This is a genomic window from Sorangium sp. So ce281, assembly GCF_051527395.1.
Taxonomy (GTDB): domain Bacteria; phylum Myxococcota_A; class Polyangia; order Polyangiales; family Polyangiaceae; genus Sorangium; species Sorangium cellulosum_B.
In genome coordinates, this window is the sequence record NZ_CP150322.1 from 4,413,985 (window position 1) to 4,440,125 (window position 26,141).

General features: G+C 68.4%; 18 protein-coding genes. 2 read left to right on the top strand and 16 right to left on the bottom strand.

All coding sequences use genetic code 11. The features are described from left to right. The first annotated feature begins 56 nt into the window (after positions 1-56). Positions 57-1,199, top strand: a complete 1,143-nt coding sequence (locus WMF27_RS16630) for an aromatic ring-hydroxylating oxygenase subunit alpha (protein ID WP_437767900.1) — start codon at positions 57-59, stop codon at positions 1,197-1,199. Between the two features lie 44 nt (positions 1,200-1,243). On the opposite strand, the gene WMF27_RS16635 is transcribed toward WMF27_RS16630, so the two are convergent. Then, positions 1,244-2,155, bottom strand: coding sequence for an SGNH/GDSL hydrolase family protein (locus WMF27_RS16635; protein WP_437767899.1), 912 nt, complete (start codon positions 2,153-2,155; stop codon positions 1,244-1,246). A 550-nt stretch (positions 2,156-2,705) separates the two neighbouring features. On the opposite strand from WMF27_RS16635, the gene WMF27_RS16640 reads away from it, so the two are divergent. Next, positions 2,706-3,524 (top strand): hypothetical protein, encoded by an 819-nt coding sequence (locus tag WMF27_RS16640; RefSeq protein ID WP_437767898.1) that lies wholly within the window; start codon positions 2,706-2,708, stop codon positions 3,522-3,524. 36 nt (positions 3,525-3,560) lie between these two features. Here the strand turns inward: WMF27_RS16640 and WMF27_RS16645 are convergent, their stop codons facing one another. The 15 genes from WMF27_RS16645 to WMF27_RS16715 form a co-directional block, all read right to left on the bottom strand. After that, on the bottom strand, positions 3,561-4,721 hold the full coding sequence (locus WMF27_RS16645; RefSeq protein ID WP_437767897.1) for a zinc-binding metallopeptidase family protein: 1,161 nt from the start codon (positions 4,719-4,721) through the stop codon (positions 3,561-3,563). A 221-nt stretch (positions 4,722-4,942) separates the two neighbouring features. Beyond that, complete coding sequence (locus WMF27_RS16650; protein WP_437767896.1) at positions 4,943-8,146, bottom strand: glycosyl hydrolase 115 family protein; 3,204 nt, start codon at positions 8,144-8,146, stop codon at positions 4,943-4,945. Between the two features lie 496 nt (positions 8,147-8,642). Continuing rightward, the gene (locus WMF27_RS16655) at positions 8,643-10,802 is read right to left on the bottom strand and encodes a family 43 glycosylhydrolase (RefSeq protein ID WP_437767895.1); all 2,160 of its coding nucleotides are present in this window, start codon (positions 10,800-10,802) and stop codon (positions 8,643-8,645) included. A gap of 390 nt (positions 10,803-11,192) precedes the next feature. After that, the gene (yjfF, locus tag WMF27_RS16660; RefSeq protein WP_437767894.1) at positions 11,193-12,242 is read right to left on the bottom strand and encodes a galactofuranose ABC transporter, permease protein YjfF; all 1,050 of its coding nucleotides are present in this window, start codon (positions 12,240-12,242) and stop codon (positions 11,193-11,195) included. Beyond that, positions 12,239-13,297 (bottom strand): ABC transporter permease, encoded by a 1,059-nt coding sequence (locus tag WMF27_RS16665; protein WP_437767893.1) that lies wholly within the window; start codon positions 13,295-13,297, stop codon positions 12,239-12,241. The genes yjfF and WMF27_RS16665 overlap by 4 nt, the downstream gene beginning before the upstream one ends. Further along, positions 13,294-14,817 carry a sugar ABC transporter ATP-binding protein gene (locus tag WMF27_RS16670; RefSeq protein ID WP_437767892.1) on the bottom strand — a complete coding sequence of 508 codons (1,524 nt, stop codon included), beginning with the start codon at positions 14,815-14,817 and terminating at the stop codon, positions 13,294-13,296. Before WMF27_RS16670 ends, WMF27_RS16665 begins: the two co-directional genes overlap by 4 nt. A gap of 36 nt (positions 14,818-14,853) precedes the next feature. Next, complete coding sequence (locus WMF27_RS16675) at positions 14,854-15,825, bottom strand: ABC transporter substrate-binding protein (protein ID WP_437767891.1); 972 nt, start codon at positions 15,823-15,825, stop codon at positions 14,854-14,856. An 86-nt stretch (positions 15,826-15,911) separates the two neighbouring features. Beyond that, complete coding sequence (locus WMF27_RS16680) at positions 15,912-16,610, bottom strand: L-ribulose-5-phosphate 4-epimerase (protein ID WP_437767890.1); 699 nt, start codon at positions 16,608-16,610, stop codon at positions 15,912-15,914. A gap of 10 nt (positions 16,611-16,620) precedes the next feature. Next, positions 16,621-18,126 carry an L-arabinose isomerase gene (gene araA, locus WMF27_RS16685; protein ID WP_437769842.1) on the bottom strand — a complete coding sequence of 502 codons (1,506 nt, stop codon included), beginning with the start codon at positions 18,124-18,126 and terminating at the stop codon, positions 16,621-16,623. Between the two features lie 11 nt (positions 18,127-18,137). Next, positions 18,138-19,832 (bottom strand): ribulokinase, encoded by a 1,695-nt coding sequence (locus WMF27_RS16690; protein WP_437767889.1) that lies wholly within the window; start codon positions 19,830-19,832, stop codon positions 18,138-18,140. 331 nt (positions 19,833-20,163) lie between these two features. Next, complete coding sequence (locus WMF27_RS16695) at positions 20,164-20,730, bottom strand: hypothetical protein (RefSeq protein WP_437767888.1); 567 nt, start codon at positions 20,728-20,730, stop codon at positions 20,164-20,166. Then, on the bottom strand, positions 20,727-22,169 hold the full coding sequence (locus WMF27_RS16700) for a M64 family metallopeptidase (RefSeq protein ID WP_437767887.1): 1,443 nt from the start codon (positions 22,167-22,169) through the stop codon (positions 20,727-20,729). Before WMF27_RS16700 ends, WMF27_RS16695 begins: the two co-directional genes overlap by 4 nt. Positions 22,170-22,522: 353 nt before the next feature. Next, on the bottom strand, positions 22,523-23,959 hold the full coding sequence (locus WMF27_RS16705) for a DUF1552 domain-containing protein (RefSeq protein ID WP_437767886.1): 1,437 nt from the start codon (positions 23,957-23,959) through the stop codon (positions 22,523-22,525). Then, on the bottom strand, positions 23,956-25,572 hold the full coding sequence (locus tag WMF27_RS16710; RefSeq protein ID WP_437767885.1) for a DUF1592 domain-containing protein: 1,617 nt from the start codon (positions 25,570-25,572) through the stop codon (positions 23,956-23,958). The genes WMF27_RS16705 and WMF27_RS16710 overlap by 4 nt, the downstream gene beginning before the upstream one ends. A 325-nt stretch (positions 25,573-25,897) precedes the next feature. Next, entirely contained in the window at positions 25,898-26,092 is a 195-nt protein-coding gene (locus tag WMF27_RS16715) for a hypothetical protein (protein WP_437767884.1), read from the bottom strand. Positions 26,093-26,141: the final 49 nt, after the last annotated feature.

The following is a 26,141-nucleotide window of genomic DNA, read 5'->3' on the forward strand; positions in this document are numbered from 1 at the left end:
CTGAGCCGCTCCCGGGCGGCGCGATCCGCGCCCTCGTTCTGGTAGCATCGCCCGCCTTGCCGGAGCTCCCTCTCACCCCCGCCGATCTCGACGCGGTGCTTGCGCCGCTCCCCAGCGCCCGGCCGCTGCCCGCGCGCGCGTACTGGGACGAGGACGTCTTTGCCTTCGAGCAGGCCGAGATCTTCGGGCGCTCCTGGCTCTGCGTCGGCCGCGAGGACGAGATCGCCCGCCCAGGAGAGTGGCTGCTCGCCCCCCTCACGCCGGCGGGCGTCGTCGTCCTCCGCGGCGCCGATCTGGAGATCCGCGCGTTCCACAACGTCTGCCGCCACCGGGCGGCGACGCTGCTCGACGGCCCGTGCGGCCGCCTCGCGCACCTCGAGTGCCCGTACCACGGCTGGACCTACGAGCTCTCCGGCGCGCTGCGCGCCGCGCCCCACGCGCCGCCCGGCTTCGACCGCGGCGCGCACGGGCTCCTCCCGGCGCGCGCCGGCGCCCTCTTCGGCTTCCTCTTCGTGACGCTCGATCCCGGCGCGCCGCCGCTCGAGAGCGCGATCGGCGAGGCGCCGCCCTGGCTCGCGCGCCCCGGGCTGCGCTCGCTCCGGCGGGGCAGGCGGGTGGAGTACGAGGTCGCCGCGAACTGGAAGCTCTGCGCGGAGAACTTCCAGGAGTCTCACCATTTCCCGCGCGTGCACCCCGCGCTGGAGCGGCTGACCCCGTGCGACGACGCCGTGTCCTGGGGCCGGGGGGGCCCGTGGCTCGGCGGCGTCATGGACCTCGCGCCGGGCGCCGACACCGTCTCGACGAGCGCGGCGCCCGGCGCGCGGCCGCTCATCGTGCCCGAGGCGGAGCGGCGGCGCGTGCGCGACGCCATGCTCTTCCCGGGCCTGCTCACGAGCCTCCAGCCCGACTACCTGCTCACGTACCGGCTCGCCCCGCGCGCGCCCGACCGGACGCTCGTGATCGCCGACACGTACTTCCACCCAGCGGCGTTCACGAAAGGCTTCGATCCGGGCGACGTGTTCACCTTCTGGGACGCGGTGAACCGGGAAGACCGCGCCATCTGCGAGCGGCAGCAGCGCGGGATCCGCGCGCCCGGCTACACGCCGTCGACCTACGCCATGGTGGAAGACGGCGTCCACGCCTTCGACGGCCTGGTCGCGCGCAGGTACCTCTCGGCGCTCCGCGCGGGGACGGCATGAGCGAGCGCTGCGGCCGGTGGGGTCGCCCGTGGACCGATCTCTCGTTACTGCGCGACGCAGTTCTCCTTCATCACTTCCCAGACTGCATCTCCGGTGGCGATGCTACCGGCAGAGGTGGGGTGGATTCCGTCTTGCGTATAGTCGTTGTGTCCGTTCCAGGTCGGACGAAGGTCCAGCCAGTAGCACTTCGGCGACGTGAGCCCGTCGCACAGCTCCTTCATCTTCGGCCGGAGCGTGTCGAGGCAGCTCTTGAGCGACGAGAAGTTGTTTCCGATGGGGTCTGGATAGAAGAAATAGACCACCTTTTCGACGTTGTCCTTCTCCATGGTCTCGAACAGCGACTTCGCCGCCGCGAGGGCCCCGTCGCCGTCCCCTCTCAGCAAGCAGTCGTTCCCGCCGCCATCCATCAGCACGTACTTGATCATGCCGTTCTCCGCGGCCTTGCGGTACTGGCTGGGGATCTGATCGTTGGCCAGCGTCGTGCCGCTGACCGAGTTGTCGATGTAGCGGTCGTTCTGGGGGAGGGAGCCGTTGGCCTTGGCCTGCTTCTCGATCTGCTGCGTGATGCCGTGCGTCGCGGCGATGAACGATTCGCCGATGACCGCGACTTGATTCCCCTTGGTCTGGCCCTTGACGCACTCGGCCGGGTCCCCGCCCGTGCCGACCGTCTCTCCGCCGCTGGCCGAGCTGCTGGCCTCCGCGGTGCTTGCGGTGCTGCTGCTGCTGCTGGTGCTGCTGCTGCTCGAGGTGCTGCCGGCTGCCGCGCCTCCGGCGCCGCTCGTGGCCGTACCGCCCGTGCCCGTGGCCTCCGCGCTGCTGGTGGTGGTCCCGTCAGGGGCGCCTCCGCCGGTCGAGGACGTACCACCGTCATCGGCCTCACCACAGGCCCAGATGCCGATGCTCAGGAGACCGAGAACGCTCAGTTTCGTAGCAACGTAGGAACGTATCGACCTCATTTTATTTCTCCAGTGTCCGCTTGGCGCCGAGGTTTCAAGCGGCGAAAGCCACTTATTTCCTTGTATTGACAATTCAACCATGCATCGAAGAAGCCGCGTTCGCCCGATGCAGGTGACTGCCACGACGTCGTACCCAAGCCGGCTGACTCGATGTATAGGCATACTCGCCTATGCCTCGATGCGAGACGTCACGCGCATGTCGGTGGATTGAACAATTCGGGCGGGAGTCGAATTCGGTGCCTGCGCCACGGCCCATCCTTCTGGGAGGCCCCCGAGGCGTTCGGTCCCGAGCGCTTCGCGCCCGCGCTGCGCGTCCATGCCGCTCGGCGGCGGACCGCGGCGGTGGTTCGGCAACCTGTTCGCGAGCGCGGCCCGCCCGCCGGCTGGGTCACGCGTGCGCCCGACCGGACGCTCGTGATCGGCGGCAGGTACTTCCACCCGGCGGCGTTCGCGCCGGGCTACGCCCCGTCGACCTGCGCCCTGGTGGAGGACGGCGCCCACACGTTTGACGGCATGGTCGCGCGCGGGTACCGCTCGGAGCGAGGACGGCATGAGCAAGCTCTGCGGCCTGTGGGGCCGCCCGTACATCGACCTGTCGCCGCTGATCGACGCGGCGTGCTTCCCCGAGCTCGATCGCGAGATCGTGCGCGGCCTCTGCCGGGCCGAGCCCTCGTACACCGGCGGCAGCCTGAAATGGATGGGCGTGGTCGCGCCCTGGGTGCACGACGACCCGTACGCGGATTACGGGCAGGTCATCGGGGGCTTCTCGCGCGACGAGTTCTGCGACTTCATCGCGCTCGGCGACGACCCGTCCGCCTTCGATCCCGACCGGCGGCGCGAGTACACGTTCGGGGACGAGACGGATCACCCGCTCACGCGGGCGCAGATGCTGTACCTGAAATACCGCTATGGCGTCTATTTCCCCTGGAAGGTCTGCTATCATCTGCTCGAGAACGATCGCTGGGAAGACAAGCACTCGGGCGCAGGCAAGGACTTCTCGGCGGAGGCCAAGGCGATGTTCCCCCGGACGGTCGAGTTCATCCGGGGCCTGCCGTTCGTCGAGATCGGGCGGTGCGTGATCTTCGGCCTCGAGGCGAACGATCACGCGCCCGCGCACCGGGACACCGAGCCGGGGAGCGCGATCGGCGCGGCGCAGTCCATCTCGTTCGACCCGCGCGGCGACAAGCGCTTCTATGTCTGCGACAGGGCAGGGGAGGAGCGCACGGTCGTCCGCGCGCCCATCTACTGGTTCAACGACATGGATTACCACGGGGTCGAGCCGGACCCGTTCTTCCGGTACTCGATCCGCGTGGACGGCGTGTTCAAGCCGGAGTTCGTGAAGCGGCTCCAGCGCCTGTACGGGCGGTAGGCGCGGGCGAGCGCCCCGCCGTGAGTGCTCCGCCGGCTAGCGCATCGCCGGCGAGGCCCCGTTCACCACGAGGTGGATGAACTGCAGCTTCGCCACGGCGGGGCGCGGCAGCACGAACGGGTAAAAGTCATGCTGGCCCATGCTGCGCGACATCTCGTTGAGCACGGCCGTCAGCTCCACCCAGGCGTTCAAGAAGCCCAGGAAGGTCTCGGCCCCTCGGTCGTCCGGCCGCCACAGCGCGTCCGCGCCCCATGGCTCGACGTCGAGCTCCACCTCGTCGGCGTCGATGCCGAAGCTGAGCGCCGTATCGACGGTGTCGACCATGTGGAGATAATGGGCCCAGGTCTCGGCCCAGTCTTCCCACGGGTGCATGCTGGCGTAGGCGCTGACGAAGCGCTCGGGCCAGTCGGGCGGCGGCCCCTGCTCGTAGTTGGCCTTCAGCGCGGCGGCGTAGTCCTGCTGCTCGTCGCCGAACAGCTCCCGGAACGGCGCCAGCCACCCGCTGTCGCGCACCAGGCGGTCCCAGTAGTAATGGCCGACCTCGTGCCGGAAATGCCCGAGCAGCGTGCGGTAGGGCTCGCGCATCGCGGCGCGGGTGCGCTCGCGCGTGGCGTCGTCCGCCTCCTCGATGTTCAGCGTGATCACGCCGTCGGCGTGGCCGGTCATCACCCTGGGCCCGTCGGGCGGCGAGGCGAGGAAGTCGAAGCAGATGCCGCGCTCCGGATCCTCGCCGATCTTGGACTTCACCGGCAGGTTCAGCGCCAGGAGCTGCGACACGAGCCGTCGTTTGGCCGTCTCGAGCAGGCCCCACAGCGCCTGGTGCTCGGCGACGGAGAGGTCTGGAATGGTGCGGTTGAGCCGGCACGCGGCGCAGAGCGGGGGCGCCTCCGCCGCCGGGATCAGCCAGTTGCAGCCCGACGCCAGGTCGAAGTTGGCGCAGCGCCTGTAGAGCCGCGGCGGGTCCGCCGTGTCGTGCCAGATCTGCCAGGCGCCCTCGGTCGGACCGGCCTCGAGCGGCAGGACCTGGGCGCGCTCGGGCTCGTAGCCGAGCGCCGTCTTGCAGCCCAGGCATTCGCTGTTGCGGAAGAACACCGGCCTTTCGCACTGGCAGCGGTAAGCGCGCGGGGCGGTGGGCTGCTTGGTCCGCTTCCATGCGCTGCGCAGGCGCGCGATCAGGCTGTCGAAGCGATTGGTCATGGTGGGTTGAGCGGCCTCCATCGTGTCGGCCTCTGCTGGCGATCGCAAGGATCGCAAGCCGTATGCCAAGCCTGCGGCTCGGCGCTCGCGGCACGGGCAGGACCGACGCGCCGTGGACGGACGTCGCGAAGTGTCTCGGTGTGGCAAGAATGCCGGCGACCCGATCCAGGTTGGTACGCCGCGTCTCCCCGGCGCTTGCACTGCTTGCTGCGCGCGACTCGCTACTTCGTCGCGCGGTAGCTCTCCGGCGGCCCCAGGTAGCTCGGCTTGAGCCCGCCCGTGTCCACCACGAGCTTCTGCACCACCACGCTCGGGTCGACCATCCAGAACTTCAGCACGTGCTCGCCCGGCTGAGCGATGGTGTGCGTGGTCGACGTGAGGTTCACGTTGTCGGACGTGTTCCTCTCCCAGGACTTGTTCATGGGAATGCCGTTGAGCGCGGTGGTGGTATTGACGATCTGCGGCTGCCCATCGTCGATCGACACGGCGTACTTCAGGCCGTCGGAGTGCCGCACGTTGTTCCTCGGCGACAGGTAGGCCCAGACCGTCACCTTCCCGCTCGTGAAGAGGTTCATCTTGTACTCGAGGCGCGGGCTCTCTCCGCCGGGCGTCTGTCTCGCCGAGGTGACCGGGAACGGCGTCATGCCCGATTCCGTCCGGCCGATGTGCGGGATGAGCTGCCAGGAGATCGGATCCGCGCTCACGGCCCGGGTGAAGTGCTCCGCCTCGATGGAGACATAACCGTTGCTCTCCACGAACCCTTCGAGCTCTGCGAGGTTCACGGCCGGATTCTTGACAATGGCTTGCACGACCACGCTGCCGCCGCTCGGGCCCGTCACGGTGATGGGCACCTCCGTCGTCCCCTCGGGCGCAGCGCTCCAGTCGACGCTCACGAGGGCGCGCACCTCCTTCTCGATCTTGCCGTTGTTCGGCGTGATCTTCACCCACGGCACGGACGCCGCGATCTGGTAGTCGAAGGCCTGCTGCCCGCGGTTGAAGACCTCGATGTACTGCGCCGGGTGGGTCTGGAACGGGCTGAACTCGGGCAGCACCGCGGCCGTCCGCTCTGCGGGCCAGTACTTGTCGGACCCGTCGATGGCCACGCCCATGCTCGCGCTGTTCGGCACGTTGATCTGCTTGAGCGACGGCCAGATGAAGTCCTCCAGGACGGTGTTGTTCCTCTCCGGCTGCTGCCAGCCCGAGTCCGGATAGTTCCCGCCGTAGCCGATCTTCGGCTGCGTCTGGAAGCCCTTCCACTTCCCGCCGGCCAGCGTCTCGTTGTAGTAGCGCGACATCGCCTTGTCGTCGGCGAGCCGAGCCTCGGCGGCCGCGGCCATGTCGCCGGTCGCGGCGCGCCCCTGAGCGGCGTAGAGGATGTTCTTGAACCCGGCCAGGCGGAGCTCGTACAGGTTGGCGCTGGCCTTCACCTGATAGAGCACGAGCTGGTAGTAGGCGTCCCGGTACTCCTCCGGCAGCTCCTGGTTGAGGCGCTCCGCCTCGGCCGCGAGCGCCTGCCACTCCGCGACGACCCGCTCCGCCTCGCTGTAATTGGTGAGGCTGAACGGGCTGCCGTCGGAATAGACGATGGCGTTGTTCGGGTCCTGGGCGATGTTGGCGCCGGCCCTGACCGTGATGAGCCGGTTGAGCAGCTCGGGCTTCCGGCGCGACTGGAGCCTCGAGTACATGGTCAGGACCTCGGCGATCTCGGCCGCGTGCTCCGGCCCGAACTGCTGCGCCGCCCACTTCCTCTCCCACACGGGGAGCCGCTCGATCGGCCACCGCTCGGGGTTCCACGCGTAGTCCAGGAAGAACTCGAGCGGGTGCTCCTCGTTCTTCAGGTCGCCCACGTTCACCATCCAGAGCCGATCGACGCCATAGCGGTACGACAGGTGGAGCTGCTCCCAGATGTTGGGGAGGAGGTTGGTGTCCACCCACTTGTAGTTCCGGCCGCCGCCCACGTAGTCGAAATGGTAATAGAGCCCGTACCCGCCGGACCGCGGCGGCGCGGACAGATCGGGCAGCTCGCGCATGTTGCCCCAGTTGTCGTCGCACCAGTTGATGATCACGTCGTCCGGCGCCCGCATGCCGTCGTCCCAGAAGGCCTGGACCTCCTTGTAGAGCGTCCAGACCTGCGGGATGGTGGTGACGTCCTTGCCCGTGACCTGGCCCAGGATCTCCCGCTGCGTCTTCACGATCCGCTGCATCAGATCGATGTTGCCGCCGTTGTCGATGGGGAGGTCGCCGTTGCCGCGCATCCCGACGGTCACCACGCTCTCGTAGCTCCCCATCCGCTTGATGCCGTCGGTCCAGTACTTCTTCAGGAACTCCGTGTTCTGGTCGAAGTTGAACTGACCGCTTCCATAGCGGTTCCACTCGTCCTGCGCCCGCATCATCGGGGCCTCGTGCGAGGTCCCCATCACGATCCCGTACTCGGCGGCCAGCTTCTGGTTCTCGGGATCGTCGTCGAAGAGCGACCTGCCCCACACGGCCGGCCACAGGTAGTTCGCCTTGAGGCGGAGCATCACCTCGTAGACCTTGGCGTAGAGCTCGTGATCGAAGCCGTCCTGGTGGCTCGCGTTGGGCGCGGGGCCGAACGTGTTGCGGGCCCAGGTGCCCAGGGCGGGGTTCTCGTCGTTGATGAAGAAGCCGCGGTACTTCACCTTCGGCTCCCCCTGCGAGTAGCGCCCCGGCAGGATGTACAGCGCGGGGTGCCTGTGCGCCGGGACGTCGTCCCAGTAGTACCAGGGCGACACGCCGATGTTCCTCGAGACGTCGTACGCGCCGAAGATCGTCCCGCGCTGGTCGCTGCCGGCGATCACGAACGCGCGGCGAACGCCCGGCGCCGGGTCGCTCACGACCTGCAGGAGGGATGTCTCCCACTTGCCCTCGATCCCGGTGACGTCGAGCTTGTTGGCGCTCACCAGCTGGTCCACGAGCGGGCTCCTGCCCAGGGTCCCGATGATCACCACGTCGTCCGTGGCCGGGATCTCGTCGAGCGAGACCTGCGGTTCGATCCGGGTGACCCGGCCGATATCGGCCTTGAGATCGTTCACGACCCGGATGACGCCCGGGAAATCGCTCGAGCTCACGACAAGCGGCGCGGCCTTGCCCTCCGCGGCCATGGGGAAGCTGTCGGGGGTGGGCTCGAACGCGACGTACTTCTCAGGATCCTCCGGGTGGGGCGGGTCGGGATCTCCCGTCGCCGAGCCGCCGGCGCCTCCTCCGGTCGCCGAGCCGCCGCCGGCGCCTCCTCCGGTCGCCGAGCCGCCGCCGGCGCCTCCTCCGGTCGGCGCGCCGGCGCCTGCTCCCGCCGTCGCGCCCGGATCGCCGGGCTTCGGCGAGGCTTCATCCGATCCCGAACAACCAGCCCCCAGCACGGTCAACGAGAGGGGCAGTACCCCGCAGAGGATCCCCATCCGCACCATGGGCCTCCAGGTGGCCCAGAGCGCGCCGAGCGCTCGCCTGGGCCGGCCGGAACAGGGATGACCGACGCGCTGCGCGCCGATGGCTCCCCCATGGGACTGCGCCAACTCGCTGGCTCTGAAATCGTTTCCGAAGTGTGTCATGTACGGCCTTCCCGGCTGTTCATGCGAATGGACGACAAGCCCCAGCGGACGCGCGAGATGCGCGTGAGCAGGCGTGGACACGACCGCACAGCCCCTCGCTGCCACGAGGAATGGCTCGCTGGTCGGCCTCAGAGATTCCCCGAGCGCGCCGATCTGATCACGCCTGCCACGGCGAGAGCGGCAGGCCCGTCGGCCCCGAGCGCGCCGGCTCCGGCGGGCGTACGGGGCCGCGCCACACTTCTTGGAGGTTCAGGTCCAGCCGCAGCTTCCTCGCTGCTCGCGGCCGTCAGGCCGGCCGGGAAGGGGGCGGCCGCCGGCGACTCCGCCGGCGGCTTTGCCACCCATGGCGGGCAGGTCAGTTGGTGGGCACGAAACGCAGCGATGCGAGGCGCACGAGCTCGCCCTGGCCGCCCTTCACCTTCAAGTAGACCTCGTGCGTGCCCGACGTGGGCGCCACGTTGCACGTCGTCGTCGTCCACTTCTCCCAGCCGTCGGTACCGGGGAGGGCGCAGGTGCCGATCATCGAGCCGCCTGCCAGCGGATCGATCCAGACCTCCACGGTGCCGCCGTCCCCGGCGCTCGAGGCCTCCAGCGCGATCGCCTTCGACTGTACACCCCCGCTGCCGAGGTCGACGCTCCCGAACATGGCCCAATCGCCGTTCTCCAGATCACCGAGCACCGGCCCCGCCGACGTGCTCGGCACGACCTGGGCACCGGACTGCTGGTCCGCCTCCGCGGCCGGGATCGGGGTGAATCCGTCACGATAGGTGAACAGGTCGAAGTAGGCACGGCTATTGGTCGCGAACATGCCGGCCTGGTTGCCAATCCAGGTGTGAGCCATGGCATAGAACCCGTCGAGCGTGGAGATGTCGACCTCGGTGCCTACCTGGGTCCATTCGACGCCATCCGTGCTGAACCAGCCCGTAGCCTTGTGCTCGGAGCGGACCAGCTTCAGCCAGACCGCTTTCCCGGAGGGTGCGGGGACCGACGCGCCCACGACGACCGGCTCGGCAAGCTCGGTGTACGCAGCCCCCGCCTCGGCCGGGGCCTGCACCGAGCGGGACCGGAAGGAGAAGCGAATCATGTCTTCCTCGCCCTCCATGACCCGCGCCACCGAGACGTCCATGATGGCGGGGAGCCTGAACTGCTCGCTGTCGTTCATCCACGTCGGGCAGGAAAGCACCTGCTCGTCCTGCCAGTAGCCGTTGCCCACGCGGATGCCGGCCGCGTCCCCGTCGGCCGCAGGCGTGAACTCGACCCTCGCGACCATGCTGCTCGAGTGCAGCGTGTCCTTCTGAACGACCCACGCGGTCTCTCCGGTACCCGGCGTGATCCGCAGCCACCCCGGGCGATCCGCCACGGAGTACTTTTCCTCCGACGCGCCGTAGGTGGTCCACGCGGAGTTGATCGTGGCCGACGAGAAATCGTCGTTCACGGGCAGCAGGAAGGGCACGCCGCTCTGCGGCAGCTTGGGCGCGGACAGATCGCCCTTCTTGGTCGGGAATCGCGGGACCGGGATCGTCTTCCCGTTCACCTCTTGGTCGACCCAGGTCACCTCCAGCAGCAGCCCCTCGCGGCCAAGCCCCTGCCAGTCGCCGTTCTTCGAGGTCTTGGTGTCGTCGGTGCCCACGTTGCTGCAGTCGTACGAGTGGGCAAAGGCCCACCACGAGCCGTCCTCCAGCGCGATCGGCGACGTGGTGTGCTGGACGCCGGCGTACGGCTCCTCGCCGGTAAGGACGTAGCCGAGCCACGTCCAGTCCTCGGGGGTGCTGCCGACCAGCTTCTTCGACGCCCAGGCGTGCAGCTGGCCGCCGCAGGCCGTGTGCGTCGAGACGAAGTAGTAGTACCATTCGCCGCGCTTGGCCATCGTCGGCCCCTCGGCCCACTTGCTCCAGTCAGGATTCGTGAAGTCGCCGCAGCCGCCGGTCTCCTGGTCCCAGTTGATGAAGCTCATGTCGATGCTCGACTCGGGCAGCAGCATCCCGGTGTCGGGATCGATCTCCGTGACCAGGTTGATGCCGAAGTCGTTGGGGTGATCCGCGTCCCATTTGCACAGGCCGTTCTTGATGATCATGTACGTCTTGCCGCTGTCGGGATCGACGAACACCGAATTGTCGGAGCCGGTCCCTCGTTCGTACGAGGCCTCGCTGCCGGGCGGCGTGTAGGGGAAGATGTCGACCTTGGTGGGCTCTGACCACGGGCCCTCGAGGCTCGGCGCCGAGGAGAAATGCTGGGTGGCCCCGATGGAGTAATAGACCCGGTACACATCGCCGGCCTTGACGATGAAGCCGCCCCAGGTGCCCTGGCCCGGGCCGAGCTGCGCCTCCAGCGCGGGAGCGGTGGAGTGGACCACCCGGTTCATGCGCTCCCAGTGGAGGAGATCCGTCGAGCGCAGGATCTCGAAGGCGGGCATCATGTGGAAGTTCGACCCGACCAGGTAGAAGGCGTCGCCTTCCCGGTAGATGTTCATGTCCGGGTGATCACCGGGCAGAACGGGGTTCTGGTAGGTCGTCACCTCGAAGGCCGCGTCGCCGTCGCCGCCCGCCCCACCGCCGCCGGCGTTCGGAGAGCCACCCGTGCCCCCGGAGCCGCCGTCGCCGCCGCCGCCGCCGTCGCCGCCGGTTCCACCTCCGGATCCGCCCTGACCCGCGGAGCTTGTCGAGGTTGGCCCGGACGAGGTGCTAGATCCCGCCGGACTGGGATTGGGCTCGTCCGAGCCGCACCCCATCGCGATCAATCCAATGAAAGTGACAATCCCTGCTGCATAAGAGCGCACGATGACCTCTCAGTTCCTTGTTGTGGATCCTTGAATTCCCGAGGGCTTCCGAATTGATCAATGAACGGGCACGAAAGTGCCTATCGGAGCCACACGGACCTTGGCGGAACGCACTTCATCCCCGTCCTGTCACGCCGTACGGGCGCGCCGCTCGAAGAGCCGCTGGAGCAGGCAGGCGACCAGGAGGAGCAGGCCGATGACGATCTTGGTCCACCAGGAGCTGAGCGTGCCCTCGAACATGATGAGGGTCTGGATTGTACCGTAGATGAGCACACCGAAGAGGGTGCCGACGACCGTGCCATGGCCGCCGGTCAGCAGGGTCCCACCGATGACGACGGCGGCGATGGCGTCCATCTCCATTCCGCCGGCGTGCAGCGCGTAGCCGGACACCATGTAGAACGTGAAGGCGATGCCCGCCAGCGCCGAGCAGAACCCGCTCAAGGTATAGATGAGCACCTTGGTCCGCGGCACCGGCAGGCCCATGAGCAGGGCGGATTGTTCGCTGCCGCCGATCGCATAGACCGTGCGGCCGAAGCTCGTGTAGTGGGCGACGTAGATGGCCGCGGCGAACAGCGCGAGCGCGATGACTACGTTCCAGGTGATCGAGGTGTCGAACAGGAACGGGATGCGGTGCGACGAGACGTCGACGTAGAAACCGTTGCGGATCGTGATGGAGTCGATGCTGATGAGGTAACAGAGCCCGCGCGCCAGGAACATGCCCGCCAGCGTGACGATGAAGGGCTGCACCTTGAAGTACTGGATGACGACCCCCATCACGAGGCCGATGCCCGACCCCATGGCCAGCACGAGCGGGATGACCACGGCAGGGCTCACGCCGTGCTTCTCGACGAGCGACGCCGAGACCATCGTGGTCAGCGCGATGACCGAGCCGACCGAGAGGTCGATCCCGCCGGAGAGGATGACGAAGGTCATCCCGATGGCGGTGATCAAGAGGAACGCATTGTCGATGAAGAAGTTGAGGAACACCTGCAGCGAGAAGAACCCGTTGAACAGGTACGACCCGGCCGCGAACATGAGCACGAACAGGCTGCTGGTGACCGCGAGCGGCAGGTGCCTCGGGTCGATCCGGACGGAGCGCCCGGTCGCGGCGGTGGTGCCGCTCCGTCCGGTCGCGGCGATGGTGCCGCTCCGTCCGGTCACGGCGGCGGTGTCGATCATGGTGTGACCACCCTCCTCGTCCGTTGCTTTGCGATGAGATCCCTGACCTTCTGCGATTGCAGGATGGTGATCAGGAAGACGACGAGCGCCTTCACCACCAGGTTGACCTCCGGGGGCACGCCGGCCGAGTAGATGGTGGTGGTGAGCGTCTGGATGATCAGGGCGCCGATGACGCTCCCCGCCAGCGTGAATTTGCCCCCGGAGAGCGACGTCCCGCCCAGGACCACGGCCAGGATGGCGTCGAGCTCGAAGAGGAGGCCCGCGTTGTTCCCGTCGGCGCTCTTGACGTTCGAGCTCACGATGAGCCCGGCGATGCCGGCGCACAGGCCGCACACGGCGTAACAGGCGAAGGTGATCGTGCGCGCGCGGATCCCCGCCAGCCGCGAGGCGACCGGGTTCACGCCGATCGCCTCGATGAACATGCCGAGCGCGGTCTTGCGGGTCAAGAGCCAGACGACGGCGCTCACGCCCGCCACGATGAACAGCGAGACAGGGATCCCCAGGAGGAAGCCGTTCCCGATGACGTGATACGGGCTGTAGTAGATGGTGATGATCTGGCCGCCCGTGATGAGCTGGGCGATGCCTCGCCCCGTGACGAGCAGGATCAGGGTCGCGATGATCGGCTGCATGCCGAAGATCGACACCAGCGTGCCGTTCCACATGCCGAGCGCCAGCGCCACGCCCAGCGCGCTCCAGACGACGATCGGCAGCGGGACACGCGTCGCGTCCGCCATGCCGGTCCCGCCGCTCGGCGAGAGCTCGCCGCCGATCAGCACCGCCGCGACCGCGCCGGAGATGGCCACGACCGCGCCGACGGAGATGTCGATGCCGCGGGTGGCGATCACCAGGGTGAGCCCCATGGCGATGATCATGAGCGGCGATGCGCGGTTCAGGATGTCGATGACGCTGCCGTAGAGGTGGCCGTCCTTGAGCGTGATCGCGAAGAACTGCGGATTGCTGAGGAGGTTGAACAGCAGGAGGGAGCCGAGCATCGCCAGCGGCCAGAACGTGCTCCCGCTGGCGAGCCGGCGAAGGGAGGCGGCGGGCGCGCTCACGGCTGACCTCCCGCGATGATCTGGTAGACCGCCTGCTCGTCGGTCTTGTTCGTGGCGAGCTCCGCCACCTTGCGCCGGTCGCGCAGGACGACGACCTGGTCCGAGTAGCGCAGCGCCTCGGCCATCTCCGAGGAGACGAGCACCACCGCCATGCCCCGATCGCAGAGCTCCATGACCTTGCCCATGATCTCGCCCTTGGCCGCCACGTCGATGCCGCGGGTCGGCTCGTCGAGGATGAGCATGCGCGGATCGGTCGCCAGCCAGCGAGCCAGGAGCGCCTTCTGCTGGTTGCCGCCGCTCAGCTTGGAGATGGGCACCTCCGCGTCGGCCGCCACGATGCCGAGCCGCTGGATGTAGCGGCGGGCGATGTCGTCCTGCTCGTCCCGGGACAGGTTGCGGAAGATGCCGCGCTTGGCCTGGAGGGCGACGACGATGTTCTCGCGCAGCGAGAGGTCGCCGAGGATCCCCTCGACCTTCCGGTCCTCGGGGCAGAAGCCGAGGCCGCGCGCGATCGCGTCGAGCGGCGAGCCGATGCGCGCCGGCTCCCCGTCGATCTCGATGGATCCCTGGTCCGCCCCGTCGAGCCCGAACAAGAGCCGCACCGTCTCCGTCTTTCCGGCGCCCAGGAGGCCGGCGAGGCCGAGCGCTTCGCCGCGCTGCACGTCGAGATCGACATCGCTGACCGAGCCCTTCTTGCCGAGCCCTCGCGCCCGCAACAGGGGCGCCTGCCCGCCCGCCGGCATCGTCGCCCGCGCGCGCTCGGCCCGGGCCGGGCCGTCCTCCGCGACCTCGCGCCCGACCATCCGCGTGACGAGCTCTATGCGCGACAGCTCGGCGGCCGGCGTCTCGCTGACCAGCTGACCGTTCCTCAGCACCGTGATCCGGTCGGAGATCTCGAACACCTGGTCGAGGAAGTGCGAGATGAACAGGATCGCCATCCCCTGCGCCTTGAGCCGATGGATGACCGAGAAGAGCGTCTTCACCTCGTCCTCGGCCAGGCTCGAGGTCGGCTCGTCGAGGACGAGGATCTTCGCCTTGGCGCAGAGCGCGCGGGCGATCGCGACGAGCTGCTGCACGGCGATCGAGAAGGTCGAGAGCGGCGCGGTGACGTCGACGTGGATGTTGAGGTCCGAGAGCAGGGCGCTCGCCTTCCGGCGCATCTCCCCCCACCGGATCGCGAAGACGCCGGCGTCCTCGCGCCCGAGGAAGATGTTCTCGGCCACGGAGAGGTTGGGGCAGAGGTTCACCTCCTGGAACACGGCGCTGATGCCGAGCGCCTGCGCGTCCTGCGGGCTCGAGGGCCTGATCTCCCGGCCCTCGAGCAGGATCTGCCCGTCATCCGGGGGGTGGACGCCGGTCAGGACCTTGACCAGCGTCGATTTGCCCGCGCCGTTCTGCCCCATGAGCGTGTGCACCTCCCCGGGCAGCAGGCGAAAATCGACGGACGAGAGCGCCTGCACACCAGGAAACCCCTTGGAGATCCGCTTCATCTCGAGCACGGGCACGGCTCCGCTCTGCATCGCTCACGTCCTCCCCGGCGCCACCGTTACGCGCGCTCAGTACTTGCGCTTCGGGAACTCCTGAGCGGCGGTCTCCATCGGGAAGACGCCCTCCTCGGTGACGATGCGCTTCGGCAGCTGCTTGCCCTCCTTCAGGTCCTTCACGGCGCTCATCAGCTGCGGCCCGAGGAGGGGGCTGCACTCGACCGTCACGTTGAGCTTGCCGGCCATCATCGCCTCGAACGCGCCCTTCACCGCGTCGATCGAGATGATGAGGATGTCCTTGCCGGGTTTGAGCCCCGCCTCCTCGATGGCCTGGATCGCGCCGATCGCCATGTCGTCGTTGTGGGCGTAGAGGACGTTGATGTTCTTGCCCTCCGCCTTGAGGAAGGCCTCCATGACCTCCTTGCCCTTGGCGCGCGTGAAGTCGCCCGTCTGGGAGCGGAGGATCTTGAACTGGGGCTTGTCCTTGATGATCTCCTCGAACCCCTTCTTGCGATCGATCGCGGGGGCCGAGCCGACGGTGCCCTGCAGCTCGACGATGTTGATCGGGTCCTTCTGGTCCTTCGTCTTCTCGACCAGCCACTTCGCGGCGCGGCGGCCCTCCTCGACGAAGTCCGACCCCATGAAGCTGACCCAGAGGGTGTCGTCCTTCGTGTCCACCGCGCGATCGGTCAGGATGACGGGGATCTTGGCCTCCTTGGCCTCGCGCAGGACGGGCTCCCAGCCGGTCTCGACCACGGGCGAGAAGGCGATGACGTCGACCTTCTGGGCGATGAACGACCGGATGGCCTTGATCTGGTTCTCCTGCTTCTGCTGCGCGTCGGAGAGCTTGAGATCGATCCCGGCCGCCTTGGCGGACTCCTCGATCGACTTCGTGTTCGCGGTCCGCCACTCGCTCTCCGCGCCGATCTGGGAGAACCCGAGCGTGATCTGCTTATTTTCCTTTTGACAGCCCGGCCCGACCAGGATCAGCGCCAGCCCGGCCAGCGCCACCATCCCTGTGGTGACAAAGTTTCTCCTCTTCATGGCGCAGCTCCTCTCCTCTCGTCGTCCATCGCCTCGTTCCATGAGGCACCTCGCTCATCCTCGCCGTCGTCCTCCGACGTCCGGCGTCACTTCTGCCCGTAATACGCCCGCTTCCCGTGCTTCCGGTCGAAGTGCTTGCGCACGAGCGCGTCGGGCAGGCGCGCGGCGCCCGGGTGGATCGTGCGGGTGATGAAGGCCATCCTCGCGATCTCCTCAAGCACGGCCGCATTGTACACCGCTTTCTCGGCGTCCTCTCCCCACGCGAACGGGCCGTGTCCCGCCACCAGCACCATGGGTGTGTGAAGCGGGTTACGATCCCTGAAGCACTCGATGATCTGCTTGCCCGTCTCCGTCTCGTAATCGCCCTCCACGGCGTCCGGCCGCATCACCTCGGTGCAGGGTACGTCCTCGGCCAGGTGATCCGCGTGCGTCGTACCGTAGATCGGGATCGGCATCCCTGTCTGCGCCCAGCCGGTCGCGTAGGTCGAGTGCGTGTGCACCACGCCGCCCAACCCGCGGAAGCTCGAGTAGAGAACGATATGCGTCTTGGTGTCCGAGGAGGGGCGGAGGTGTCCTTCTACCACCTTCCCCTCCAGATCGACCACGACCATGTCGTCGGCCGACAGCCGATCGTAAGGGACGCCGCTCGGCTTGATCGCCAGGACGCCCCTGTCGCGATCGAACGCCGAGACGTTGCCGAACGTGTAGATCGCGAGCCCTCGGCGCGGGATCTCCATGTTCGCCGTGAAGGCGCGCTCGCGCAGCTCTCGATAGGTCGCGCTCACGTCATGGTCCTCAGTGCGCCAGCCGGTAGGCGAGATCGTTCCAGCGGAGCTCGTTCTTGAGCGAGCGGACGTCGGTCCCTTCGCCGATGCGGACCAGCTCCACGCCGGCGATGGAGGCGAAGTCCTCCACGTGCGCCATGGTCACGGCGCGGCTGTGGGCACAGTGATGGGCGCCACCAGCCAGGATCCACGCCTCGCAGGCGAGCCTGAAATCGGGCTTCGGGATCCACACCGCGCGCGCCACAGGCAGCTTCGGCATCGCCTTGTCGGGCGCCACCGACTCGAGCTCGTTGGCGACGATCCGCATGCGGCCGCCCATGTCGATCATGGCAACGTTCACAGCGGGCCCGACCCCGGCGTCGAAGACGAGCCGGCACGGGTCCCCCTTGCCGCCGATCGAGAGCGGGTGGATCTCCAGCGACGGCCTCCCGGCGGCGATCGAGGGACAGATCTCCAGCATGTGGGCGCCGAGGACGCGCTCTCGCCCCGGGACCAGGTGATACGTGTAGTCCTCCATGAAGGAGACGCCCCCGCGCAGGCCCGTCGCCATGACCTTCAGGGCGCGGACGAGGCCGCAGGACTTCCAGTCGCCCTCCGCCCCGAAGCCGTAGCCGTCGTCCATGAGCCGCTGCACCGCGAGGCCGGGGAGCTGCTTGAGCCCGTGCAGATCCTCGAAGGTCGTGGTGAAGCCGCCGAAGCCGCCCTCCTTCAGGAAGGAGCGCATCGCCGCCTCCTGCCTCGCCGCGTACCGCAGATCGCCGTGTCGATCTCCGCCCCTCCTCAGGGCGGGAGCGATGGTGTACGCCTCGTCGTACTCCCCCACCAGGCGATCGACCTCGCGCTCGTCGACGTCGGCGATGCGGCCCACGAGATCGCCCACGCCATAGCCGTTCACCGACCAGCCGAACTTGACCTGCGCCTCGACGCGGTCGCCGCCGGTGACGGCCACCTCTCGCATGTTCATGCCGCCGAAGCGCGCGATCTTGAGCCGCCGCCCGTCGAGGATGGCGCAGGCGGCGCGCGCCCAGACGTCGAGCTTGGCGAGGACGTCGCTGTCCGTCCAGTGGCCGACGACGACCCTCCGGTCGATGCGCAGGCGAGCGCCGATGTACCCGAACTCGCGGTCCCCATGGGCCGACTGGTTCAGGTTCATGAAGTCCATGTCGATGCTGTCCCAGGGCAGCTCGCGGCCGTACTGCGTGTGCAGGTGCGCGATCGGCTTCTCCAGGCGCTTGAGCCCCGCGATCCACATCTTCGCGGGCGAGAACGTGTGCATCCACGTGATCACGCCGGCGCACCGCGGCGACGCGTTGGCCTCGCGACAGACGGCGAGGATCGCCTCGGAGCTCTTGAGCGTCGGCTTCCAGACGACCCTGACGGGGAGCTTGCCCGATGCGTCGAGGTACGCGGCGATCTCCCGCGCGTGTTCGGCGACCTGCTTCAGCGCCTCCTCACCGTAGAGGTCCTGACTGCCGGTCAAGAACCACACCTCGAAGCCTTCTCGAAGATCCTGCATGGCGATCCCGCTCATTGCGTCAACTCCCTCTCAACAAACGATCCCAGCGCGACGTAATCCCGGTACAGCGCGTCATAGAGCCTGGCGCGCGTGGGATCCGGCAGATACCGGGCCTCGGTCCCAGGCGACATCGCGCGCTGCGCGTCCTCGACGGTGGCGTGAAGGCCGGCGGCGGTCGCGGCGAACATCGCCGCGCCCAGCGCGACCGGCTGCTCGCCGGCGCGGACCTCGACCGTCATGTCGAGCACGTCCGAGAGGACCTGCATGGTGAGGGGGCTCTTGCGCGCGACGCCGCCGACACCGATGATGCCGTCGATGCGGAGCCCCTCGGAGCGGAAGCGCTCGACGATGGCGCGCGATCCGAAGGCGATCCCCTCCACGAGCGCGCGGTAGATCCGCGGCGCGTCCGTTCCCAGATCGAGGCCGACGATGGCGCCCCTGAGCCGCTGGTCCGCGTCCGGGGTCCTGCGCCCGTTCAGCCAGTCGAGCGCCAGCACGGAGCTCCGCGCCGGCGGGATCTCCGCGGCCGCCCGCTCCAGCTCGGGGATGATCCGCTCGATCGCCGCTTCGGCGAGCGTCACGTCGGCGACCGTCGTCCGGAGCGAGTTGCCGTCGCCGGGCAGGGCAGGGAGGATGGCGAGGAGCGGCCAGCTGAGGAGCTGCTTGAACCAGGCAAAGACGTCACCGAAGGCGGACTGCCCCGCTTCGTAGCCGATCGCGCCCGGGAGGATCGAGCCGTCGACCTGGCCGCAGATCCCGGCGACGAGGACCTCCGGCGCGCCGCTCTTCGGGACGACGAGCATATCGCACGTGCTCGTGCCCATGACCTTGAGCAGGCGGTTCGGCTGGATGTCGCCGCCGACCGCGCCCATGTGCGCGTCGAAGGCGCCGACGGCGACGACGGCGTCGTCGGGGACGCCGAGCGTCGCGGCCCACCCGGGCGAGATCGTCCCGAAGGGCACGTCGGCGGTCCAGGTCTGCGAGCCGAGGGTGGCCTTGAGCGCGGGCAGGCGCGGATGGAGCCTCGCCAGGAACTCGTTCGAGGGATAACCGTCGAACTCCGGGTGCCACATCGCTTTGTGCCCGGCGGCGCAGCGGCTCCGCTTGATCTGCCGGAGGTCGTCGGTGCCGGTCAGGACGGCGGGGATCCAGTCGCAGTGCTCCAGGACGGTGACCGCCGCGCGCGCGACCGCCGGATTGGTCTCGAGGACGTGGAGCACCTTGGCCCAGAACCACTCGGACGAGTACACCCCGCCCTCGTACTTCGTGTAGTCCACGCCGCCCCAGGTCCGGGCGACGCTGTTGATCCGCGCCGCCTCGGCCACCGCGGTGTGGTCCTTCCAGAGGATGAACATCGCGTCCGGGTCCTCCTCGAAGCGTGGGCTGAGCGAGAGAGGCCTGCCCTTCGCGTCGGCCAGGACCGGCGTGGATCCGGTCGTATCGACCGCGATCCCGCGCACGTGCGCGGCGACGTCGCTGCCCGCCTGGTCCAGCGCCGCGCGGATGGACGCCTCCATGGCATGCAGGTAGTCGAGCGGATGCTGTCGGAACCGGTGCGCGCGCGGGTCGCAATAGAGGCCCTGCGCCCAGCGCTGGTAGGACGCGACCGAGGCCCCCGCGAGCTCGCCGTTCCGCGCGTCCGCGACGACCGCCCGAACGGAGTCGGTGCCGAAATCGATCCCTATGACGAATGTTCCCTTGCGCATGACGACCCGTTGGCCGGGCTAAGCCAGTTAAGGATGTGCCCCGCGTTCAATGTGAACGTTCACAATGTGACTGTCAATCACAATCTACCGGATCGCGACGCTTCTCCGTCCCGGAGGATGAACCAGGCTGCAACTCTACTCTCGTGCGGTCAGGCCGGGAGGGGGCGATGGTCCGCAGGCTCACGCGACGACCGCGACCACGACCACGTGAACGCTCACGACCACGACCACGCCCACGTGAACGTTCACGTTGGTGACCGATGGTGGTGGAGCGGGCTTCGTGCCCTGAGCGTGAGCGAACGAGCTTGGCGAACGCCTGTGTGGATGCGGCTCAGCCGCCTTCGAGGCAGATCCTGCGCATGAAGCGCCTCACGGTCGAGGCGCGATGCTCGGCGTAGTAGCCCTCCGCCGCCGCTCTCGACGCCTCGCCCGGCGCGTCGAGGCAGTTTGCGATGATCTCGTAGCCGTCCTGGAGATGGTTCGGGTCGCCGGGGTGCGTGCGACGATATTCGTGCACGAGCTCCCGCATACGCGCGCCGTTCCGCGCGCTCATCGCGTCGTTGAGCAGCCCGATCAGGCCGTTCTCATGCTGGATCTCGACGTGGCGCTGCGTGATGGGGTGGGGGTGGGCGGGGCCGTGGTGGCGGTCGTCGGGGCTCGGCCCGATGACGGGCAGGTCGTCGATCGCCGCGGCGAGCACGGTGCTGCCGGCCGATGCCGGTCGTTCGTTCGACTCACGACGCGACGCTGCCTCGCGCGGCGCCTCCTCTCGCGACGCCTCCTGCCGAGAGGAAGGCAGCGGTCGCGCGTCGGGCTCTCGAGAGTGATGCACGAGGTAAAGCGCCGCGCCGAGGAGCAGCAGCGCGGCGACGGACCAGCGCCTGCGCGCCGACCTCATGGAATCGTCACGGTCCACGTCACCGTCTCTCGCGAGCGGGGCCAGTTGTCGCGACCCCAGCAGGGATCGTAGTAGCGGGGATTGGTCGAGGGAGGAGGGTCGAGGCACTCGCCGCTGCGGTAGCGCACCAGCTCTTCGCCGGCGTTGTCGTAGGCCTCGGCGACGATGGTGTGGGTGCCCGAAGCGAGGCCCGCCGCGGCGACGTTGTAGACGGGGCCGCCGTCCGTCGCGATCACCTCGCCGTCGAGCGTCCAATCCACGCTGATGACGTCGGGATCGATCACCTTGACCGCGAGCGTCGCCGGATCCGTGACGGCCCCTGCGGGCGGATCGGCCGAGTCGATCGGCTTGATGCGCATCCAGATGTCCATGATCATCTTCTCGCGCGAGACCGGGTTGAAGCTCGTGTTCTTGTTGTCTCCGAACAGGCTGTTCATCATCGAGTTCGAGGACGGGCGGTACTGTCCGCTGTCCACGTAGCGGCTGCCGATGAACGTGCCCTGGACGCCCGTGGCGTCGGCGGCGTCGTACTCCAGCCACCTGTCCCATTTGCCCGCCGTCGTCGTGCAGTTGCCCGTGGTGTTCACCTCGACGTACTCCGTGCCGCTGCCGCTGCACGTGTTCGCGCCGCAGGCAGAGCCCGTCGCCTTGGCGCAATACTCGTCGGCGAGCTGATGGAAGCCGTGGCCGCCTTCGTGCAGGGCCGCTCCGGCGGCTTCCCCATGCCCGCCGGACCAGAGCATCCAGGCCGAGCCCGTGTTCCACCAGCGATCGTTGTTCAACACGATGGCGTGCCAGTCGACCTCGAAGTCCTCGGGGAGGTTCGCCTTGAGCGCCTGATCCGCCGCGCGGGTGTCGCACTCCGCGAGGCGGCTCTCGTCGTCGCCCGTGCAGCCGAGCGCTCCAGGGATGCCGTTCGAGCGGCTGACCAGCTTGACGGCGCAGATGTTGACGAACTTGCGGTACCTGCCGTACGGCTCGCCGATCGGGCTGCTGAAGCGCTTGGCCATCGCCTCCTCGATGTGCTCGAGGTACGTGGTGTTCACGGTCGTGGCGTCGTAGCCGTCGCCCACGATGACGTAGTTGATGCGGTTCTCTGGCGGGCCCGCGCTCTCGATGGCCACGCCGTTCGCGCCGCAATCGAGCACGTAAGCGGAGTCGCCTCCTCCTGTGCCGCCGGGCACGAAGCTCCCCCCGGCGCCCGTGCCGGTCGAGCCGCTCCCGGCCGCGCCGCCCGCGCCGCCCGCGCCGCCTGCACCGCCGGAGCCCGGAGCTCCGCTGCCTGTTGCTCCGCTGCTGGCAGCGCCGCCGGACGCGGAGGTGCTGCTCTCCGACGTGCCGCCGCCGTCGGTCGTCGCCGCGGGGCTGTCCGGCGCCTCGCCGCAGGCGCAGAGCGTCATGAGGCTCAAGAGGTGCAGGTGGAAGCTCGACTTCATCATGTCCACCTCACCACCTTTCGCAGGCGGCGTCCACGCCAAGCTCCACCGTATCCCATCCCCGAGGCTCCCCAGAGCGACAAACGGGTTGAAACCCCGGAAAAGAACAGGAATTTGAACCACCAAGCGCGTCAAGGACGCCAAGATTGTGGTTTGTTCTTGGCGTCCTTGGCGCCTTGGCGGCGCATTTTTCGCTCGATCAACGTGATCGGTGTCCCAGGCGTTAACCAAGCTCGTTCGGCCACGTTCAGGGCACGAAACCCGCCCCCTTCACCCACCATCGTTCACCAACGTAAACGTTCGGATGTGGGAGGATGCGGCGTGAAGCTTGGTTGACGCCTACGTCCGGCCCACGTTCAGCCGAACAGCCCCTCGATCGCCGTGGTGTGCTGGTCGTTGTCCCCCATCACGAGATCCGGGACCCCGAAGGAGCGCGCGATCGCCATCCACAGGTCGTTGGTGGAGCGGCCGCCGCGGTTGCCGTTGGTCCACACCTGCCCGCCGCGCAGCGTGGTGCCCTCGCCGCCGAACAGCACCCACGCCATCTTGTCCCAGTTGTGGTGCCGCGTGCCGACCTCCGTGATGTACGGGACCAGCGTGGTGTCGAGCAGCGTCCCGCCGGCCACGTCCTTCGTCTCCGCGAGCTCCTTCAGGAAGCCGGCGACGTAGCCGGCGTAGAACTCTTCCACCCGCGTGAGGAACTCGAGGGTGTCGGGCGTATCGGGATCGTGGCTCGTGGTGTGGTGCACCTTGAAGATGGAGGAGTTGGGCGGCCACAGCTCGCCGAAGCTCACGTGGTTCGTGCCAGGGGACCACTGGAACGTGACCATGCGCGTCAGGTCGCAGCGGAACGCGGCCTTGATCACGGCGAAATGCAGCGTGCCGATGCGCGCGTGCTTCACGTCGTCGCGCTCCGAGACGACGTGCGAGCTGCCGTAGGGATCGATGTGCCCGCTCACCTGGATGACCTCGGGCTCCTGGGGCATACCGCAGGTCGCGGGATCCCTCGGGTCCGCGTCGAACTCCGCCTCCACCTCGCGGATGGCGGCGGCGTGCCCCTCCAGCGCCTCTCGCTGGGAGCTCGGCGCGAGGCTCTGAAGGCGCTTCAGGTCCTTCATCGCGAAGTCCAGCACGCTCTTCTTTTGCAGGCGCGCCCGCGCCAGGGCATCCAGGTTATCGCTCGTCGGGCCGCCCGGCATCAGCGTGCCGAACACCCGCCGGTACACCTCTTGCGGCTGGTAGTAGGGCTTCATCGGCGCCCGCGCGCCCGAATAGGACATGTGGCGGGTCGACACCTCGGGCGTGTCGGCGCGGTTGTCGCAGGACACCTGGAGCGACGCGATGGGCGTGCCCTGGAACTCGGCCGACTGCTTCACGAGCAGCTGGTCGATGCTCGGCGCCTCGGCCATCGGATCGTCGCCGCCGTTGCCCGGGTACAGCTGCTTGGTCCGCGCCCCCGTGCACATCAGCACCGTCCCGCGCTCGTGGCCGCCGCCGACGGACCCCTCGTGCGGCAGCTTCAGGTCGCGCATCACGACCATCCGGGCCTTCATCGCCTCGAACGGCGTCAGGATGCGGGAGAGCGTGAAGTTGGTCCCGTTCCCTTGCGGCCAGTAGTTCTCGTACACGGTGCCCACGGGGCGCTGCACGATCAGCAGGCGCCTCGGGGGCGCCGCGCCCTCGGCGGCCGACTCGAGGCCCTTGAGCACCGTCATGAGACCCGCGGCGGCGCCGATGCCTTGCAGGAAGCGGCGGCGAGACCATCCGTAAGAAAGGTTGTAGCCCACGGTCATTCCTCCTTGGCGCGCTCGGTCAGCGCGGGCGACGTCACGATGGCTTTCACGACGTTGGTCAGCGTCCGCTGGCCCTCTGGCAGCGCCTCGATCACGCGCTCGACCTGACAGTCGCGGGGCCCGAGCGTCTCATCGTCCGTGCCGTAGGTCAGCAGGTGCCGCGTGATGCAGGCGGCGAACCCATCGTTCTGCGCGACGGCCTCGGCGAACTCGACGGCGCTCGTGTAGCTCCCCCCGACGTCGGAGATGTTGCCCAGGTTGACGCGCGCGTCGATCGGCTCCCCGTCGAGGGTGTCGCGGTACCTGCCGACCGGATCGTAGTTCTCGAGCAGCAGGCCGAACGCGTCGAACTGGGCGTGGCACGCCGCGCAGGTGGCGTTCGCAGCGCGCGCGTCGGCGCGCTCGCGCTCGGTCATGTCGGCCTCGAGCAGCTCCTTGATCGCGTCCGAGAGCGACTCCGGGGGCGACGGGATCTTCCCGAGGCAGAGCAGCGCGCCGCGCACGAAGAGCCCTCGCGCCACGACGCTCGTGTTGTCGGTCCGGGACAGCGCCGCGAGCAGGCCGGGCTGCGTGAGGATCCCGGCGCGCTCCTCGGCCGGCAGCTCCACCTTCGTGAACTCCTCCGGGCTCGCGCCCGTGTGCTCCACGCCGTAGACCTCCGCGAGCACGCGGTTCACGAACGTCTCCCTCGTGGTGAGCAGGGCCGACACGTCGGCTCCGCGGCTCCACAGCAGGTCCTCCAGGAGCAGCTCGGTCTCGTGGAACATGCTCGCCTGGAGCGCGGGGGTGTACTCCGGGAAGAGCCCTGGATCCTTCACCGTGCCGAACAGGTTGCTGAGCCCCCACGCCGCGATCAGCGTGGTGTTCAGGGTGCTGCGCGTCTCGGGCTTCTCCAGCAGTCGCTCGGCCTGGCGCGTCAGCTCCTCCGGATCGTTCAGGGCGCCGGAGTCGGCGGCGGCGGCGAGCTCCGCGTCGGGCAGGCTGTCCGTCAAGAAGAACGAGAGCTCGCTCGCGACCTCGTGCGCGGCGAGCTTCACCACGTCGCCGTCCGCCGCGCCGCCGAGCTCGGTGCGGTAGGAGAACGAGGGGGACGCGATGAGCGCCTCGACCGCGAGCGAGACGCCCCGCTCGTAGCTCGTCTCTTTCCCGAGCGCATAGACCGACCACAGGTTGTCGAGCTCCGCCTGGTCCATGGGCCGGCGAAACGCCCGCTGCGCGAACTTCGTCAAGAACGTCTTGGCGCAGGCGTCGTCTCCGTCGGGGGCGCACCCCGTCACCTGCTCGAAGCGCCCCGAGATGCTCTCGGCCGCGTAGGCAGCCCTCGCGAGCCGCGTATGCACAAGGGAGGTCCCCACGACGAGGCCCTTCTTGGCAAACGGCTTCGTTCGCGCGTCCGGCGCCTGCTCCGCCTCGATGGCCTCGTCCCCCAGGAGATCCCGGATGGCGTTCATGAACTGCAGGTCGGCGAGCAGCACGACCCGCCGTTCGAGCCGCGGGTTGCACGCGGCGCCTCCGCCGCCCGAGGAGGAGCTCGTGCCGCCGCCCGTCGGGTTCGCGCCGGCGCCCGAGGAGCCGGCGCCCGAGGAGCTCGAGCTGATGCCGATATCGCCCACGCATCCTGCAACGAGGAGCGAAGAGCACAGGGCCGCTCCCAGCAGCCGGGAGGACACCCCGCTGCGAGTGAACGTTTCCACCTTCCATCGATCACATGCGGTGTTCGGACCGCTATCGTCAGTGGAAGATTTCATGGCTTCTGCTGCGCGACCTCGGCCATCGAGCCACCTCGGCGCTTTGCGGGGCGCACGCCCCAAGGTGGCGGCCAATAAAGAAGATAGCTTCACACGATCCCTCCTGTGAGTCCGCCCTGCTCTGTGAAAAGGTGCCTTCCTGACGTCTGGGGCTGCGGTAGACGAGCCGGCGCTGCGCCGCGTAACACCTTCACGAACCGCCGCTGCCGCGCGGCCGACCCCAGCTGGCTGTGGCGCGGGAGGCGAGCGCACCGCACAGCAGGTCAGGCCCGCTGTCTCTCATCGCGCTGCCATCGATGACGAACACCCAGGTGCGTACGACGATGACCCAGCCGACGCAATGCTTAAGGATGTCCCCCGAATTGTGAGCGTTCACATGGGCCATGTCAACAGGAATCGACCGGCGCCCAACGATTTCTGAACCGGTTGAGTCA